The sequence below is a fragment of the Pseudomonas sp. H3_E04 genome, assembly GCF_054668915.1.
Genome location: NZ_CP162797.1, coordinates 3807021 through 3823298, shown reverse-complemented (window position 1 = coordinate 3823298; position 16278 = coordinate 3807021). Strand labels below are relative to the sequence as shown.

Annotated in this window: 14 protein-coding genes; 12 read left to right on the top strand and 2 right to left on the bottom strand. The window is 60.5% G+C overall.

The genetic code is table 11. From position 1 onward, the window contains the following. Nucleotides 1-8: 8 nt before the first annotated feature. Nucleotides 9-743: a double zinc ribbon domain-containing protein gene (locus tag AB4N53_RS17310; protein WP_460121907.1), complete on the bottom strand. Its 735-nt coding sequence runs from the start codon at nucleotides 741-743 to the stop codon at nucleotides 9-11. Nucleotides 744-833: 90 nt separating this feature from the next. Between AB4N53_RS17310 and bioB the strand changes: the two genes are divergently transcribed. From bioB to AB4N53_RS17260, 10 genes are all read left to right on the top strand, one after another. After that, entirely contained in the window at nucleotides 834-1889 is a 1056-nt protein-coding gene (gene bioB / locus AB4N53_RS17305) for a biotin synthase BioB (protein WP_016772860.1), read from the top strand. Between the two features lie 160 nt (nucleotides 1890-2049). Further along, entirely contained in the window at nucleotides 2050-3228 is a 1179-nt protein-coding gene (gene bioF / locus AB4N53_RS17300; RefSeq protein WP_460121905.1) for an 8-amino-7-oxononanoate synthase, read from the top strand. Beyond that, nucleotides 3221-3952, top strand: a complete 732-nt coding sequence (locus AB4N53_RS17295) for an alpha/beta fold hydrolase (protein ID WP_460121903.1) — start codon at nucleotides 3221-3223, stop codon at nucleotides 3950-3952. Before bioF ends, AB4N53_RS17295 begins: the two co-directional genes overlap by 8 nt. Continuing rightward, a complete protein-coding gene (gene bioC / locus AB4N53_RS17290) occupies nucleotides 3945-4754 on the top strand; it encodes a malonyl-ACP O-methyltransferase BioC (protein WP_460125180.1) in 810 nt (269 codons plus the stop codon). Before AB4N53_RS17295 ends, bioC begins: the two co-directional genes overlap by 8 nt. Then, nucleotides 4751-5431: a dethiobiotin synthase gene (gene bioD, locus AB4N53_RS17285; RefSeq protein WP_016772864.1), complete on the top strand. Its 681-nt coding sequence runs from the start codon at nucleotides 4751-4753 to the stop codon at nucleotides 5429-5431. The genes bioC and bioD overlap by 4 nt, the downstream gene beginning before the upstream one ends. A 108-nt stretch (nucleotides 5432-5539) precedes the next feature. Further along, nucleotides 5540-5836 (top strand): pyrroloquinoline quinone biosynthesis protein PqqE, encoded by a 297-nt coding sequence (locus AB4N53_RS17280; RefSeq protein ID WP_071173831.1) that lies wholly within the window; start codon nucleotides 5540-5542, stop codon nucleotides 5834-5836. A gap of 275 nt (nucleotides 5837-6111) precedes the next feature. Next, nucleotides 6112-7917 carry a phenylacyl-CoA dehydrogenase gene (locus AB4N53_RS17275; protein ID WP_039757671.1) on the top strand — a complete coding sequence of 602 codons (1806 nt, stop codon included), beginning with the start codon at nucleotides 6112-6114 and terminating at the stop codon, nucleotides 7915-7917. A gap of 191 nt (nucleotides 7918-8108) precedes the next feature. Continuing rightward, nucleotides 8109-9398, top strand: coding sequence for a GGDEF domain-containing protein (locus tag AB4N53_RS17270; protein ID WP_041476719.1), 1290 nt, complete (start codon nucleotides 8109-8111; stop codon nucleotides 9396-9398). A gap of 90 nt (nucleotides 9399-9488) precedes the next feature. Beyond that, nucleotides 9489-11285, top strand: coding sequence for an acyl-CoA dehydrogenase C-terminal domain-containing protein (locus AB4N53_RS17265; RefSeq protein ID WP_460121900.1), 1797 nt, complete (start codon nucleotides 9489-9491; stop codon nucleotides 11283-11285). A gap of 211 nt (nucleotides 11286-11496) precedes the next feature. Then, the gene (locus AB4N53_RS17260) at nucleotides 11497-13275 is read left to right on the top strand and encodes an acyl-CoA dehydrogenase C-terminal domain-containing protein (RefSeq protein WP_460121898.1); all 1779 of its coding nucleotides are present in this window, start codon (nucleotides 11497-11499) and stop codon (nucleotides 13273-13275) included. 228 nt (nucleotides 13276-13503) lie between these two features. Here AB4N53_RS17260 and AB4N53_RS17255 read toward each other — a convergent pair whose 3' ends face one another. After that, nucleotides 13504-14418 carry a LysR family transcriptional regulator gene (locus tag AB4N53_RS17255; RefSeq protein ID WP_460121896.1) on the bottom strand — a complete coding sequence of 305 codons (915 nt, stop codon included), beginning with the start codon at nucleotides 14416-14418 and terminating at the stop codon, nucleotides 13504-13506. A 169-nt stretch (nucleotides 14419-14587) separates the two neighbouring features. On the opposite strand from AB4N53_RS17255, the gene AB4N53_RS17250 reads away from it, so the two are divergent. Beyond that, the gene (locus tag AB4N53_RS17250; protein WP_460121894.1) at nucleotides 14588-15814 is read left to right on the top strand and encodes an aspartate aminotransferase family protein; all 1227 of its coding nucleotides are present in this window, start codon (nucleotides 14588-14590) and stop codon (nucleotides 15812-15814) included. Nucleotides 15815-16006: 192 nt separating this feature from the next. Beyond that, nucleotides 16007-16165, top strand: coding sequence for a YqaE/Pmp3 family membrane protein (locus tag AB4N53_RS17245; protein WP_003228885.1), 159 nt, complete (start codon nucleotides 16007-16009; stop codon nucleotides 16163-16165). The last annotated feature ends 113 nt before the right edge of the window (nucleotides 16166-16278 follow it).

Below are 16278 nucleotides of genomic sequence, written 5' to 3'. Positions count from 1 at the left end.
TCTCGTCTTCAAGAGCCTGGTTTCGGCGTACGAGCCAGGCAATACACATCAACCCGCGCCGCACCAGCATCCATCAGCAATCGCGCCAATGCCTGAGCGGTCGCGCCCGTGGTCAGAACATCATCCACCAGCGCGAAATGGCGGTCGCTTACCTCTGCACCAGGCGCCAATGCAAAGGCATTACGCAAATTGCGTTTGCGCGCCTTGGCGTCGAGATCCTGTTGGGCGTCGGTGTCCATGACTCGCCGCAGCACCTGTTCTTCACAGGGCAAATCCAGCGAAACACTCAACCAGCGCGCGAGCATCGCCGCTTGATTGAATCCCCGCCGACGCAGGCGTTTATTCGCCAACGGCACCGGTAGCAACACATCGGGGCGCGGCAATTCCTCGGCGAAGCGATGCTGCAGGTATTGGCCGAGAACGTCGGCGAGCAGGTGACCAAACGGCCATTTCGCGTTGTGTTTAAAGCGTGTAATCAGACTGTCCACCGGGAAGCCATAGACCCATGGCACGGCGACCTGTTCGAAGGCCGGAGGCTCTAGCATGCACTCGCCGCAAGTCAGGCCATCCGCCGCCAATGGCAAAGCGCAGCTTTGACAATGGCTGCCGAGCCAGGGCAGCTCGGTTTCGCAGGCCTCGCACATTGGCATTTGTGCTTCTGCAGGCTCATCGCACAGCAAGCAGGTCTGTACGTTTTTTAAACACATGTAAACCTGTCCTTGGTATTGCGGTTGACAGCGCATCGCTCTTCCTTAAATATGCCGAACATCCGTGTAGCGCCTGTGGGTATTCCGTTTCCCCGGCGCCAGCCAAGCATAACCAAGGAATTGCCCATGAGCGCGAGCACCACCGCCACCCTGCGTCACGATTGGTCTCTGGCCGAAGTCAAAGCACTCTTCGTACAGCCATTCAACGACTTGCTGTTTCAGGCGCAAACGGTGCATCGCGCACATTTCAACGCCAACCGCGTGCAAGTTTCGACGCTGCTGTCGATCAAGACCGGTGCCTGTCCCGAAGACTGCAAGTACTGCCCGCAGTCCGGGCACTACAACACCGGCCTGGAAAAAGAAAAGCTGATGGAAGTGCAGAAGGTCCTCGAAGAAGCGGCCCGCGCCAAAGCCATTGGTTCGACGAGATTCTGCATGGGCGCGGCGTGGAAACATCCGTCGGCCAAAGACATGCCGTATGTGTTGAAGATGGTTGAAGGGGTGAAAGCCTTGGGCCTGGAAACCTGCATGACCCTCGGACGTCTCGATCAGGAGCAGACCGAAGCGCTGGCCAAGGCCGGTCTCGATTACTACAACCACAACCTCGACACCTCGCCGGAGTTCTACGGCAGCATCATCACCACCCGCACTTACAGCGAGCGTCTGCAGACGCTGGCCTACGTGCGTGAATCGGGGATGAAAATCTGCTCCGGCGGGATTCTTGGTATGGGCGAATCGCTGGACGATCGCGCCAATCTGCTGATCCAGTTGGCCAACCTGCCCGAGCACCCGGAATCGGTGCCGATCAACATGCTGGTGAAGGTCGCCGGCACGCCGCTGGAAAACGCCGAGGACATCGACCCGTTCGACTTCATCCGCATGCTCGCCGTGGCACGCATCCTTATGCCGCAATCCCACGTGCGCCTGTCCGCTGGCCGCGAAGCGATGAACGAGCAGATGCAGGCCCTGGCATTTTTCGCCGGCGCCAACTCGATTTTCTACGGCGACAAATTGCTTACGACCGCCAACCCGCAGGCGGACAAGGACATGCAACTGTTCGCGCGCCTCGGTATCCAGCCGGAGGCCCGTGAAGAGCATTCCGATGAGGTTCACCAGGCTGCGATTGAGCAGGCACTGGTGGAGCAGAAGAGCAGCGAGCAGTTCTACAACGCTGCGGTGTAATAAACCGCGCGGATTGCTCTGAAGGAATGCAAAACCCCTGTGGGAGCGAGCCTGCTCGCGAAAGCGGTTGGGCCGCCAACATCCATGCTGGATGTGACGCCCAATCGCGAGCAGGCTCGCTCCCACAGGGGATCTGTGTCATTTGAAAATCGAGGCCTGCATGTCTTTCGATCTCGCCGCACGCCTTGCTGCTCGCCGTGCCGACAACCTCTATCGGCAGCGCCCGCTGCTCGAATCGCCGCAAGGCCCGCAGGTGGTAGTCGACGGCCAACCGCTGCTGGCGTTCTGCAATAACGACTATCTGGGCCTGGCCAATCATCCGCAGGTGATCGAAGCCTGGCGCGCCGGTGCCGAGCGCTGGGGTGTCGGTGGTGGCGCGTCGCATCTGGTGATCGGCCACAGCAGCCCGCATCACGCGCTGGAAGAAGCACTCGCCGATCTGACCGGACGCCCACGTGCGCTGCTGTTCACCACCGGCTACATGGCCAACCTCGGCGCGGTCACCGCGCTGGTCGGGCAGGGCGACACGGTGCTGGAAGACCGGCTCAATCACGCTTCTTTGCTGGACGCGGGCCTGTTGTCCGGCGCGCGTTTCAATCGCTATCTGCACAACGATGCCGAGAGTCTGGCCAAGCGCCTGGAGAAAGCCACTGGCAACACACTGGTGGTGACCGATGGCGTATTCAGTATGGACGGTGACATCGCCGACCTGCCGGCGCTGGCCCGCGCGGCCAAGGCCAAAGGCGCGTGGCTGATGGTTGACGATGCCCACGGCTTCGGCCCGTTGGGCGCCAACGGTGGCGGCATCGTCGAGCATTTCGGCTTGAGTCAGGACGATGTGCCGGTGCTGGTCGGCACCCTCGGCAAAGCCTTCGGCACCGCCGGGGCCTTTGTCGCCGGCAGCGAAGAGTTGATCGAAAGCCTGATCCAGTTCGCCCGCCCGTATATCTACACCACCAGCCAACCACCGGCGCTGGCCTGCGCGACGTTGAAAAGCCTCGAATTGCTGCGCAGCGAACACTGGCGCCGTGAACACTTGCAGACGCTGATTCGCCAGTTCCGCCACGGCGCAGAGCAAATCGGGCTGGAGCTGATGGACAGCTTCACGCCGATTCAGCCGATCATGATCGGCGATGCCGGCCGCGCGGTGCGGCTGTCGCAGATGCTGCGCGAGCGCGGGCTGATGGTCACTGCGATTCGCCCACCGACCGTGCCGGCCGGCAGCGCGCGACTGCGCGTCACGCTGACCGCCGCCCACAGCGAAGCGCAAGTGCAACAGTTGCTGGAAGGATTGGCAGATTGTTTCGCCCGATTGTCGTTGGAGCCAAGCCATGCGTAATCGTCTGATTCTGCTGCCCGGCTGGGGCCTTGGCGTGTCGCCGCTGGAACCGCTGGCGGCAGCCTTGCGTGGTCTCGACGAACATCTGCAGGTCGAAATCGAACCGCTGCCGGAGCTGGCCTCCGCTGACCTTGAAGACTGGCTCGACGAACTCGATGCGCGCATTCCGCAGGAAGTCTGGCTTGGTGGCTGGTCGCTGGGCGGCATGCTCGCGTCTGAGTTGGCGGCACGACGCGGTGAGGCGTGCTGCGGTGTGCTGACGCTGGCGAGCAACCCGTCGTTTGTCGCGCATGAGCAATGGCCGACCGCGATGCCCGGCGAGACTTTTGATGCATTTCTTGCCGGTTGCCAGGCCGATCCGCGTACCACGCTCAAGCGCTTCGCCTTGTTATGTGCGCAAGGTTCGCCAGACCCGCGCGGCTTGTCGCGGTTGCTGCTCGGTGGTGCACCGGCAGCCGCGCCGACTGCGCTGATGGCGGGACTGGAGCTGCTCGCGCAACTGGATACGCGCCAGGCGTTGCAGGGGTTTCGCGGCCCGCAGTTTCATCTGTTCGGCGGACAGGACGCGCTGGTCCCGGCGGAAGCGGCCGGCGCATTGTTCGCGCTGTTACCGGATATCGAAATTGGTCTGATCGAACAGGCCAGCCATGCTTTTCTGCTGGAGGACCCGCACGGAATCGCGGGCGCGATCCAGGCGTTTCTACATGAGTGCGCTGATGAATGATCTGTCCCTTGTGCTGCCTGGGGGCTTGCCCGACAAGCGCCAGGTGGCGGCGTCTTTTTCTCGTGCTGCGGCCAGTTACGACAGCGTCGCCGAGTTTCAGCGTGACGTCGGCACGCAGTTGCTTGAGCGCTTGCCTGCGAGTTTCACGCCGTCGCGTTGGCTTGATCTCGGTTGCGGCACTGGCTATTTCACCCGGGCGCTGGCCTCGCGTTTCACCCAGGGCAGCGGTGTCGCGCTGGACATCGCCGAGGGTATGCTTGATCACGCACGGCCGCTGGGTGGCGCTGAGCATTTCATTGCTGGCGATGCCGAAAGGCTGCCGTTGCAGGATGCTAGCTTCGATCTGATTTTCTCCAGTCTCGCGGTGCAGTGGTGCGGCGACTTCGAGGCGGTGCTCAGCGAAGCCTTGCGCGTGCTGAAACCGGGCGGAATTTTTGCCTTTGCTAGTCTGTGTACAGGAACGTTGTTCGAGTTGCGTGAAAGTTGGCAGCAGGTCGACGGGCTGGTGCACGTCAATCGCTTCCGTGACTTCGCCCGTTATGAGCAGTTATGCGTTGGCAGTGGCATGCGCACAGTGTGTCTGGAAAATCTACCGCACGTGTTGCATTACCGGGATGTGCGCAGCCTGACCCATGAGTTGAAAGCGCTGGGCGCGCACAATCTGAATCCTGGCCGGCCGGGTGGTTTGACCGGACGGGCGCGGATTCTTGGGCTGATCGACGCGTACGAGCGCTTCCGTCAGGCGTCGGGGCTGCCGGCAACGTATCAGGTGGTGTACGCCGTGTTGGAGAAACCTCTATGAGCGCAGCCTATTTCATCACCGGTACCGACACCGATGTCGGCAAGACCACCGTCGCTGCCGGATTGCTCCATGCGGCGCGGTCGGCAGGCTTGAGCACAGCGGCGGGCAAACCGGTGGCTTCCGGGTGCGACGTCACACCCAAAGGCTTGCGTAACTCCGATGCCTTGGCGCTGTTGGCCGAGTGTTCATTGCCGCTGACTTATCAACAGGTCAATCCGGTGGCGTTCGAGCCAGCGATCGCTCCGCACCTGGCGGCGCGCGAAGCGGGTGTGGCGCTGACGGTGCAATCGCTGCTGGCGCCGATGCGCGGAATTCTGGCGATGAACGCCGATTTCACCCTGATCGAAGGTGCCGGTGGCTGGCGGGTGCCGCTGGCAGATCAGGACAACCTCTCGGACCTGGCGATTGCACTGAAGCTGCCGGTGATTCTGGTGGTGGGCGTACGGTTGGGCTGTATCAGCCACGCGTTGCTGACCGCCGAGGCGATCGCCCGGGATGGTCTGCAGTTGGCGGGTTGGGTGGCAAACATTATCGATCCGAAGACTTCGCGCCTGGAGGAAAATCTTGCGACCCTGGCCGAGCGCATACCCGCGCCGTGCCTGGGCCGGGTGCCGAAACTCAAAGCGTTGAGCGCCGAAGCGGTGGCCGAGCATTTGCAACTGGATTTGCTCGATTAAGTTTCTCACTATGAACAGGCACTGTGCCATTAGTGTTTTTGACGGGTGTTTTGCTGGCGCGTCTGCTTCAATGACGACTATTGATCCTTTGCAGGGACGAGAGTGACTATGGAAATCTCCGGCAACACAGCTTTTTATGCGGGCCTGAGTTCGATTCAGTCCGGACAGAACCGCGTCGATCAGGCGGCCAGTCAGATCGCCAACAACACCATCGAACGTTCGGTGACCAGCCAGTCGTCTGAAGTGCAGGTCAATCGCTTGCGCGGCGTGGATCGCGCGCAAGAATCGGATCTGACGAGCAATATCGTCGAGTTGTCGCAGGGCAAGATCCAGGCAGAGCTGGGTGTGAAGGTGGCCAAGGCGTCCGACGAGGTGCTGGGGACAATCATTGACACCTTTGCCTGATTGAATTTGTTGGAAACACTGAAACGCCGCGCATTGTCGCGGCGTTTTGCGTTTAAGTCCTTCTTGCTCAACTAATCTTTTCTCAAACGCCCGTGGCTTTTATGAAGTCGCGGCGATTTGTCGTCTCTGGCATTTGAGAAAGGTGATGACGAACGGCAAAAGAACGACGCTTGACAAGATTTCGGCGTAAACGTATGTTTCAAACAACTGTTTGACCGTCACAACAACTCAACACGGTCGTTCATTCCCGGTTACATCAGCAGAGGTTTATCGCTATGCCTGACTACAAGGCCCCCTTGCGTGATATTCGCTTCGTTCGTGACGAGCTGCTCGGCTACGAAGCGCACTATCAGAGCCTGCCAGCGTGCGCAGATGCCACGCCGGACATGGTTGACGCCATCCTCGAGGAAGGCGCCAAGTTTTGTGAGCAGGTACTGGCGCCGCTGAACCGCGTGGGCGATCTGGAAGGTTGCACCTGGAGCGAATCCGGCGTGAAAACCCCGACTGGCTTCAAAGAGGCGTACAAGCAATTCGTCGAAGGCGGCTGGCCAAGCCTGGCGCACGACGTTGAGCATGGTGGTCAGGGTCTGCCTGAGTCGCTGGGCCTGGCAGTGAGCGAAATGGTCGGCGAAGCCAACTGGTCGTGGGGCATGTACCCAGGCCTGTCGCACGGCGCGATGAACACCATCTCCGAGCACGGCACCCCTGAGCAGCAGGAAGCCTATCTGACCAAACTGGTCTCCGGCGAATGGACCGGCACCATGTGCCTGACCGAACCGCACTGCGGCACCGATCTGGGCATGCTGCGTACCAAGGCCGAGCCTCAGGCCGACGGTTCCTACAAAGTTTCCGGCACCAAGATCTTCATCTCGGCCGGCGAGCACGACATGGCCGACAACATCGTCCACATCGTACTGGCCCGTCTGCCGGATGCACCGGCTGGCACCAAAGGCATCTCGCTGTTCATCGTTCCAAAGTTCCTGCCAAACGCCGATGGCACCATTGGCGCGCGCAATGCCGTGAGCTGCGGTTCGCTGGAACACAAGATGGGCATCCATGGCAACGCCACTTGCGTGATGAACTTCGACGGCGCCACCGGTTACCTGATCGGCCCGGCGAACAAAGGTCTGAACTGCATGTTCACCTTTATGAACACCGCTCGCCTGGGCACCGCGCTGCAAGGTCTGGCTCACGCCGAAATCGGCTTCCAGGGCGGTCTGAAATACGCTCGCGATCGCCTGCAAATGCGCTCGCTGACTGGCCCGAAAGCGCCGGACAAAGCCGCTGACCCGATCATCGTCCACCCTGACGTGCGCCGTATGCTGTTGACCATGAAAGCGTTCGCCGAAGGCAACCGCGCGATGGTCTACTTCACTGCGAAGCAGGTCGACATCGTCAAATACGGCGTCGATGAAGAAGAGAAGAAGAAGGCCGACGCACTGCTGGCGTTCATGACCCCGATCGCCAAAGCGTTCATGACCGAAGTCGGTTTTGAAGCGGCTAACCACGGCGTGCAGATCTACGGCGGCCACGGCTTCATCGCCGAATGGGGCATGGAGCAGAACGTTCGCGACAGCCGCATTTCGATGCTGTACGAAGGCACCACCGGCATCCAGGCCCTCGACCTGCTCGGCCGTAAAGTGCTGATGACTCAAGGCGAAGCTCTGAAAGGCTTCACCAAGATCGTCCACAAGTTCTGCCAGACCAACGAAGGCAACGAAGCCGTTCAGGAATTCGTCGCGCCGCTGGCTGCACTGAACAAGGAATGGGGCGAGCTGACCATGAAGGTCGGTATGGCTGCCATGAAAGATCGCGAGGAAGTCGGCGCGGCCTCCGTGGACTACCTGATGTACTCCGGTTATGCCTGCCTGGCCTACTTCTGGGCAGACATGGCACGCCTGGCTGCGGAAAAACTGGCCGCCGGCACCAGCGACGAGGCGTTCTACACCGCCAAGCTGCAAACCGCGCGCTTCTACTTCCAGCGCATCCTGCCGCGTACCCGCACGCACGTGGCCACTATGCTGTCGGGCGCTGGCAACCTGATGGACATGAAAGAAGAAGACTTCGCGCTGGGCTACTAAGCCTTAACGCAGTCTGACGAAAACCGCTGCTCCCGTTAGGGGGCAGCGGTTTTTTTGTTAGTGGATGGCTCAGATAGTCGAGCTTGCGGCCGTTACAGAGACCGTGTGTGACCTGGATCACATTGTGTGGGCTTGGCCGCACTTTGCAGGCACAATGCCATCTCTTTGCTATGACGGGTCGGAGCTTACCCTTGCCGCGTTCTTCCGCTGTACGTTTCAGCCATTTCCTGCCATCACTGCTGTTATTGCTTGCGGGGTTGGCGGCTGCGTACGTCAAAGACCTCAGCGTGTTTTTCACGTCGCTGTTCAACGTTCTGCCGACATTGGTTCTGCTCCTCGGCGGGGCGTATTGCGCGGTGTACCGACGGCAGCGCGAACTGTTTCTGATGCTCACGGTGTACATCGCCTACTTTCTGCTTGATACCCAGACCGATTTCTACCGCGACAACGGCAAGGTTCGCGAAGACGCTGCGGTGGTGTTTCATCTGGTCTGCCTGCTGCTGCCGCTGTTGTTCGGATTATTCGCCGCATGGCAGGAACGTACCCATCTGTTTCAGGACATGGTTGCCCGGTTTGCTGTGCTGCTAGCGTTTGGCAGCGTGGCGCTGGGCCTGGAGCAAAGTTACCCACAGGCGCTACTGCTGTGGCTGTCGGAGATCCGCTGGCCGGCGCTGCACGGCGCGTGGATGAGTCTCATCCAGTTGTCCTACCCGGTTTTCATCTCGGCCTTCCTGCTTCTGGCCTGGCAATACTGGCGCAACCCGCGCCCGCTGCACGCGGCGCAACTGGTCGGCTTGCTCGGGGTGTTCTGGATGTTGCCGAAGACCTTCATTCTGCCGTTCACCCTGAACATCATGTGCAGCCAGGTGATGCTGATGATCGCTGCGGCGGTTGCGCATGAGGCCTATCAAATGGCCTTCCGCGACGAGCTCACCGGTCTGCCGGGACGTCGCGCGCTCAACGAACGCATGCAGCGCCTGGGGCGCAACTACGTGCTGGCGATGAGCGACGTCGATCACTTCAAGAAATTCAACGACACCCACGGCCACGATGTCGGTGATCAGGTTTTGCGTCTGGTCGCCAGCAAACTATCGAAAATCAGCGGTGGCGGTAGGGCGTATCGCTACGGTGGCGAGGAATTTGCCTTGGTCTTCGCAGGCAAAACCCTGGAGGAGTGCATGCCACACCTGGAAGTGATCCGCGAATCGATTGCGTCCTACAGCATTCAGCTACGCAACCAGGAAAACCGCCCGCAGGATGATCAGCAAGGTCGCCAGCGCCGTAGCGGTTCCGGGGCTTCGGCGGTGTCGGTGACGGTGAGTATCGGCGTCGCCGAACGCGTCGAGCAGCGCACCCCTGAAGAAGTGCTCAAGTCCGCCGACCAGGCGTTGTACAGCGCCAAGGGCGCCGGGCGTAACTGCGTCATGGCGTTCGGGCAGAACCGCCGTGGCGCGGTGCGCATGGACACTGCTGCGGGTTGAGTGATGACGGCGCATTCAGCGCCTGCACGATGATTGTCGCGCGTGGTGGCCGGCAGTAGGTTGGAGAAATCTGCTGACGGAGAAGCCACCATGCCTGAGTACAAAGCTCCCCTGCGCGACATGCGCTTTCTGATCGATCACGTCTTCGACTTCCATAGCAACTACGCCAATCTCGGCGCGCATGACGCCAGCCCGGACATGATCAGCGCGATCCTCGAAGAAGGCGCGAAGTTCTGCGAGAACGTGCTGGCACCGCTCAATCGCAGCGGCGACGAAGAGGGCTGCCATTTCGACAACGGCGTGGTAACAACGCCTACAGGCTTCAAGCAGGCCTTCGCACAATATGTCGAGGGCGGCTGGCACGGGTTGGCGGCCGATCCGGCTTACGGTGGCCAAGGTTTGCCGAGTTCGCTGGGGCTGGTGATCAGCGAAATGGTCGGCTCCAGCAACACGTCCTGGGGCATGTACCCGGGCCTCACTCACGGCGCGATGTCGGCGATCCACGCCCATGGTACCGCCGAGCAGAAAGACACCTACCTGAGCAAACTCACCGCCGGCCAGTGGACCGGCACCATGTGCCTGACCGAAGCGCACTGCGGCACCGATCTGGGCATCATCAAGACCCGCGCGGTGCCCCGGGCCGACGGCAGCTACGCGATCACTGGCAGCAAGATTTTCATTTCCGCCGGCGAGCATGACCTGAGCGACAACATCATCCATCTGGTCCTGGCCAAGCTGCCGGACGCACCGGTCGGAACCAAGGGTATTTCCCTGTTTATCGTGCCCAAGTTTCTGCCCGATGCAGCAGGCGAAGCGGGTGAGCGCAATGGCGTTTCCTGCGGCTCGATCGAGCACAAGATGGGCATCAAGGCTTCAGCCACCTGTGTGCTGAACTTCGATGCCGCCACCGGTTACCTGATCGGCGAGCCGAACAAAGGCCTCAACTGCATGTTCACCATGATGAACCACGCACGGCTCGGTACCGGTATGCAGGGCCTTTGTCTGGGCGAGGCGAGTTTTCAGGGTGCGATCAAGTACGCCAACGACCGCCTGCAAATGCGCGCGCTGACCGGTGCCAAGGCCCCGGAAAAACCTGCCGATCCGATCATCGTCCACCCGGACGTGCGGCGTATGTTGCTGACCATGAAAGCCTTCAATGAAGGCAACCGCGCGCTGACCTATTTCACTGCGCAGATGCTCGATGTCGCGCATCTGAGCAGCGATGCCGAGGCGCGTCAGGAAGCCGAGGACCTGTTGGCGTTCCTCACGCCGATCTGCAAGGCGTTCATGACCGACACCGGGCTGGAAGTGACCAACCACGGCATGCAGGTGTTCGGCGGCCACGGATTCATTCGTGAGTGGGGCATGGAGCAACTGGTGCGCGATTGCCGGATTGCGCCGATCTACGAGGGCACCAACGGCATTCAGGCGCTCGACCTGCTCGGGCGCAAGGTGCTGGGCAGTCAGGGCAAGCTGCTGCGCGGCTTTACCAAAATCGTCCACAAGTTCTGCGCAGCAAACGCCGAACATGCGCAATTGGGTAGCTTCGTGGCGCAACTCAATGGGCTCAATCAACAGTGGGGCGACGTGACCATGAAGGTCGGCATGGCCGCCATGAAGAACCCGGATGAAGTCGGCGCTGCGTCGGTGGATTATCTGATGTACAGCGGTTACATCATCCTGGGCTACCTGTGGCTGCGCATGGCATTGGTGGCCCAGGCACAGCTGGAGGCGGGCGAGGGCGAGGCTGATTTCCTCAAGGGCAAACTGGCGACGTGCGAGTTCTACTTCAAGCGCTTGCTGCCGCGTACGGCTGCGCATCAGGCGGCGATCGAGGCGGGGAGTGATTGTTTGATGAGTCTGCCGGCGGATGCGTTTGCGCTTTAGATAAAAAGCAACAGATCGCAGCCTGCGGCAGCTCCGACACGGGATCGGGTTTTATCCGTGGAGCTGTCGCGGCTGCGATCTTTTGTGGTGACTAAAAATAACAAATCAGTCACCGGTTGACCCTATGTGTCGCAAAAGTTGTTGAGGTACACTCCGGATCAACGAAAACATCATTCCACGAACCACCTGTTTAGATCTTGCGAGGTTTGCCATGGCTGACTACAAAGCGCCGCTGCGCGATATGCGCTTCGTCCTCAATGAAGTGTTCGAGGTCGCCAAACTCTGGGCCGAGCTGCCGGCGCTGGCCGAGACCGTCGATGCCGAAACCGTTGAAGCGATTCTCGAAGAGGCCGGCAAGGTCACCAGCAAAAGCATCGCGCCGTTGAGCCGTGCCGCTGACGAGCAAGGTTGCCATTGGGCGGACGGTGCGGTCACCACGCCGGCCGGTTTCCCACAGGCCTATCAGACTTATGCCGAAGGCGGCTGGGTCGGCGTTGGCGGCGATCCGGCCTACGGCGGCATGGGTATGCCCAAAGCCGTGTCGGCGCAGGTCGAAGAAATGGTCAACTCCGCCAGCCTGGCGTTCGGTCTGTACCCGATGCTGACCGCTGGCGCCTGCCTGTCGATCAATGCCCACGCCAGCGAAGAACTGAAAGCTGCGTACCTGCCGAACATGTACGCCGGCATCTGGGCCGGTTCCATGTGTCTGACCGAGCCGCATGCCGGCACTGACCTGGGCATTATTCGCACCAAAGCCGAACCTCAGGCCGACGGATCCTACAAGGTCAGCGGCACCAAGATCTTCATCACCGGTGGCGAGCACGACCTCACCGAAAACATCATCCATCTGGTACTGGCCAAGCTACCGGACGCTCCGGCCGGTCCAAAAGGCATTTCGCTGTTCCTGGTGCCAAAGTTCATGGTCAATGCCGATGGCAGCCTCGGTGCGCGTAACCCGGCCAACTGCGGTTCGATCGAACACAAGATGGGCATCCAGGCCTCGGCGACCTGCGTGATGAACTTCGACGAGGCTGTTGGCTATCTGGTCGGCGAGCCGAACAAAGGCCTGGCCGCGATGTTCACCATGATGAACTACGAGCGTCTGGGCGTCGGTATTCAAGGCCTGGCCACCGGCGAGCGCTCTTACCAGAACGCCGTCGAGTATGCGCGCGATCGTCTGCAGAGCCGTTCGCCGACCGGCGCGCAGAACAAGGACAAAGTCGCTGACCCGATCATCGTTCATCCGGACGTGCGGCGCATGCTGCTGACCATGAAAGCCTCGAACGAAGGCGGCCGTGCGTTCTCCACTTATGTGGCGATGCAACTCGACACCGCCAAGTTCAGCGAAGATGCGACCACCCGCAAGCGCGCAGAAGATCTGGTGGCGCTGCTGACGCCGGTAGCGAAAGCCTTTCTGACCGACCTGGGTCTGGAAACCACCGTCCATGGCCAGCAGATTTTCGGCGGCCACGGTTACATCCGCGAGTGGGGCCAGGAGCAACTGGTGCGTGACGTGCGCATCACTCAGATCTACGAAGGCACCAATGGCATTCAGGCGCTGGACCTGGTCGGGCGCAAGATCGTTGGCAGTGGCGGCGCGTTCTACCAGCTGTTCGCTGACGAGATCCGCCATTTCACCGCCACCGCCAGCGCCGATCTGGGCGAGTTCACCAAGCCGCTGAACGATGCCGTCGACACCCTCGACGAGCTGACCGCGTGGCTGCTGGACCGGGCGAAAAACAATCCGAACGAAATTGGCGCGGCCTCGGTCGAATATTTGCAAGCGTTCGGCTACACGGCCTACGCCTACATGTGGGCGTTGATGGCCAAAGCCTCGCTGGGCAAGGAGGCGCAAGATGATTTCTATGCGAGCAAGCTGGGCACCGCGCGCTTCTATTTCGCCCGTTTGCTGCCGCGTATCCACTCGTTGAGCGCGTCAGTCAGAGCCGGTAGCGAGTCGCTGTTCCTGCTGGATGCGGCACAGTTTTGATCCTGTAGACGTCATGTAAGCATTTGCTTACGTGACGTGCTGCTGTTCTCCCATATCCGTACATTGGATCCACGGCTAATCTACATTTCATGGACGTCGCGCAGGAAGCGCAAAGTAAACAACACGGACACGTAGGATTCTGCCAGGGTGGCGGAGTGAAATGGATGTCAGGGAAACAGTCTGCAAAGCCCCGCTTCGGCGGGGTTTTCTTTTGCCTGAAGAAAAGTTTCAGGCGAGCGGATCGAGGGGCGGCTTCACTTCGCGATTGATCACCTCTTCAAGCAATGTCCGCAGCAATGCCAACGAGGCCTGCTGGCGTTGTACATCGCGGCACACCAGGCCGACTTTCAACGGCACGCGCGGTTCGCTCAGCGGTTTCCACAGCAAATCTCCATCGTCGTATTCCTTTTGCGAACGTCCCGGTAACACTGTCGCCAGTTTGGTGTGCGGCAGGCTGTCGAGAATCCCCAGCATATTGTTCAACTCGGCCTGCACCTGCGGGCGTCGTCCGAGGCTGGTCAGTTGTGCCTGCCAGATCTGCCGGATCTGGAATTCTTCGCCGAGCAGCAACATTGGCAACTCAGCGGCCTGGCGCATCGAGACTTTCTTGAACTCGCGCAATGGATGGTCGGCCGGGATGACCAGCGTCAGTTCGTCTTCATACAGCAACACGCCGTGCAGACCGGGTTGGCGCGGTGGCAGATAGCTGATACCGATGTCCAGCGAACCATTGAGCAGACGCCGCTCGATTTCCAGCCCCGTAAGTTCATAGATCTGCACCACCAGATGCGGCTGCGCCTTGCGCACACGTTCGAGCATTTGCGGCACGAGGCTGGTGTGCACCGTTTGCAGCACACCGATCGCCAGGGTGCGCAACGCCTGCCCCTTGAAATTACCCAGCGCCTCGCGCGCCCGCTGCAAGCCGTCGAGCAATGGCAATGCGTGGTTGTACAGCGTATGCGCAGCGAGAGTCGGCAGCAGGCGTTTACTGCTGCGTTCGAACAGGGTGACGTCGAGATTCTGCTCCAACTGACGGATCTGTTGCGACAGCGCCGGTTGCGAGATCGACAAGCGCTCAGCCGCACGGCCGACATGGCCTTCTTCGTAGACCGCGACGAAATAACGCAGTTGTTTGAAATCCATAAGTAGCGCTTATCGAAATGGCTGGGAAATCGAAATGGCCTGAAGCCGTTTGCGCGCCTAGTCTAACCGCATTCACAAGGCTTACAGGGCCAGAAAGCGTGATGAATTCCATTTGCTTCGTTAGTGCTTACATAGGCAGTTCAAAAAACCTCAAGCGAGGTTTTTTCGCATGAATCTGTTCAGTTTGCGGCGCCAGACGCCGAGTCTGGACGACCTCACCTTCGAGGCGGGGCCATCCGCTATGACCGACCACCTCAATGCCCAACGCCTGATGCCCAGTGTTGAGCGACCGCATCAAGTGTTCGTTCGGGGCAAGGGCTCATGGCTGTGGGACAGCAATGATCGCGCCTACCTGGACTTTTCCCAGGCCGGCGGCGCCAACAGCCTTGGCCACAGCCCCACGGCGTTGGTCAAAGCCATCGCCAATCAGGCTCAGGCGCTGATCAACCCAGGCTTTAACCTGCATAATCGCGGCATGCTCAGCCTCGCCGAACGCTTGTGCGCCAGCACGTCCAGCGATCAGGCGTACCTGCTCAACAGTGGCAGCGAGGCCTGTGAGGCGGCGATCAAACTGGCGCGCAAATGGGGGCAACTGCATCGCAGCGGGGCTTCGCGGATCATCGTCGCCCAGCAGGGTTGCCATGGCCGCAGTCTGCCGACGATTGATCAGGTGCCATTCAACGACTTGCCGGCGCTGCATGCGGCGGTCGACGCGCAAACCGTAGCAATCATGCTGGAGCCGATCCAGAGCGATGCCGGGGTCATTCCCGCAACCGAGCACTATCTCAAAGGCGTCGAGCGACTGTGTCGTGAACTGGGCATTCTGCTGATTCTCGACGAAGTGCAGACCGGCATCGGCCGCTGCGGCACTTTGCTCGCCGAACAGTCCTACGGCATTCGCGCCGATATCGTCGTGCTCGGCAAAGGCCTTGGCGGCGGCTTGCCATTGGCGGCTTTGCTGGCGCGGGGCACGGCCTGCTGTTTCGGCGTTGGCGAATTGGGCGGCACTCATCACGGTAATGCACTAATGACGGCGGCCGGTCTGGTGGTGCTCGACAGCATCCATGACCGCAGCTTCCTCCAGCAGGTCAACGACAACGGCCAGCACTTGCGCGAAGGTCTCGCGCGACTGGCGTATCGCTACGGCCACGGCGAGTTGCGCGGCCAAGGCCTGTTCCATGGCCTGACGCTGTCCGACGAATGCGCCGACGCCGTCGTTCACGCCGCACTGCACGAAGGCCTGATACTGAACGCCGTGCAGCCTGACTGCCTGCGATTCACCCCGGCCCTCACTGTCAGCAAAGCCAACATCGACGAAATGCTTCTGCGCCTGGGCCGCGCCTTCTCCCGGGTGCGCACCGCCCAAGTGCACTGCCGCAAAGGCATTGCCGTCTGAGCCGAGCTGCCCCAACCGATCACCTGAACCGTCTCGCGGTATAACGCACGCCCCACGCCTGAATCTTTTGGCGTGGGGCGTTTTTTTGCGATGCTGGCGATCAAATAGCAAGCGTAATGAACCCTGACGAACGGCGCGTGTCGATTAGCTTGTATGGCTCAAGTGAGCCAACCCCCATTCAGGAGCTGCCCCATGGATTTCATTCGCATCATCATCGCTATTCTGTTGCCGCCACTGGGCGTGTTTCTGCAGGTCGGGTTTGGCGGGGCGTTCTGGCTGAACATTCTGCTGACGTTGTGCGGCTACATTCCGGGGATCGTGCATGCGGTGTATATCATCGCCAAGCGTTGAGTCCGGTAGCGTCTATTAGATAGCTTTCGCGAGCAGGCTCGCTCCCACACTGGATCTGTGGTGTACACAAGTCCTCTGTGGGAGCGAGCCTGCTCGCGAACGGGGCGACACGG

What these genes read in the sequence shown, in the direction of transcription:
- AB4N53_RS17310 (WP_460121907.1), bottom strand. Translation starts at nt 743, where the DNA reads ATGCGCTGTCAACCGCAATACCAAGGACAGGTTTACATGTGTTTAAAA.
- bioB (WP_016772860.1), top strand. Translation starts at nt 834, where the DNA reads ATGAGCGCGAGCACCACCGCCACCCTGCGTCACGATTGGTCTCTGGCC.
- bioF (WP_460121905.1), top strand. Translation starts at nt 2,050, where the DNA reads ATGTCTTTCGATCTCGCCGCACGCCTTGCTGCTCGCCGTGCCGACAAC.
- AB4N53_RS17295 (WP_460121903.1), top strand. Translation starts at nt 3,221, where the DNA reads ATGCGTAATCGTCTGATTCTGCTGCCCGGCTGGGGCCTTGGCGTGTCG.
- bioC (WP_460125180.1), top strand. Translation starts at nt 3,945, where the DNA reads ATGAATGATCTGTCCCTTGTGCTGCCTGGGGGCTTGCCCGACAAGCGC.
- bioD (WP_016772864.1), top strand. Translation starts at nt 4,751, where the DNA reads ATGAGCGCAGCCTATTTCATCACCGGTACCGACACCGATGTCGGCAAG.
- AB4N53_RS17280 (WP_071173831.1), top strand. Translation starts at nt 5,540, where the DNA reads ATGGAAATCTCCGGCAACACAGCTTTTTATGCGGGCCTGAGTTCGATT.
- AB4N53_RS17275 (WP_039757671.1), top strand. Translation starts at nt 6,112, where the DNA reads ATGCCTGACTACAAGGCCCCCTTGCGTGATATTCGCTTCGTTCGTGAC.
- AB4N53_RS17265 (WP_460121900.1), top strand. Translation starts at nt 9,489, where the DNA reads ATGCCTGAGTACAAAGCTCCCCTGCGCGACATGCGCTTTCTGATCGAT.
- AB4N53_RS17260 (WP_460121898.1), top strand. Translation starts at nt 11,497, where the DNA reads ATGGCTGACTACAAAGCGCCGCTGCGCGATATGCGCTTCGTCCTCAAT.
- AB4N53_RS17255 (WP_460121896.1), bottom strand. Translation starts at nt 14,418, where the DNA reads ATGGATTTCAAACAACTGCGTTATTTCGTCGCGGTCTACGAAGAAGGC.
- AB4N53_RS17250 (WP_460121894.1), top strand. Translation starts at nt 14,588, where the DNA reads ATGAATCTGTTCAGTTTGCGGCGCCAGACGCCGAGTCTGGACGACCTC.
- AB4N53_RS17245 (WP_003228885.1), top strand. Translation starts at nt 16,007, where the DNA reads ATGGATTTCATTCGCATCATCATCGCTATTCTGTTGCCGCCACTGGGC.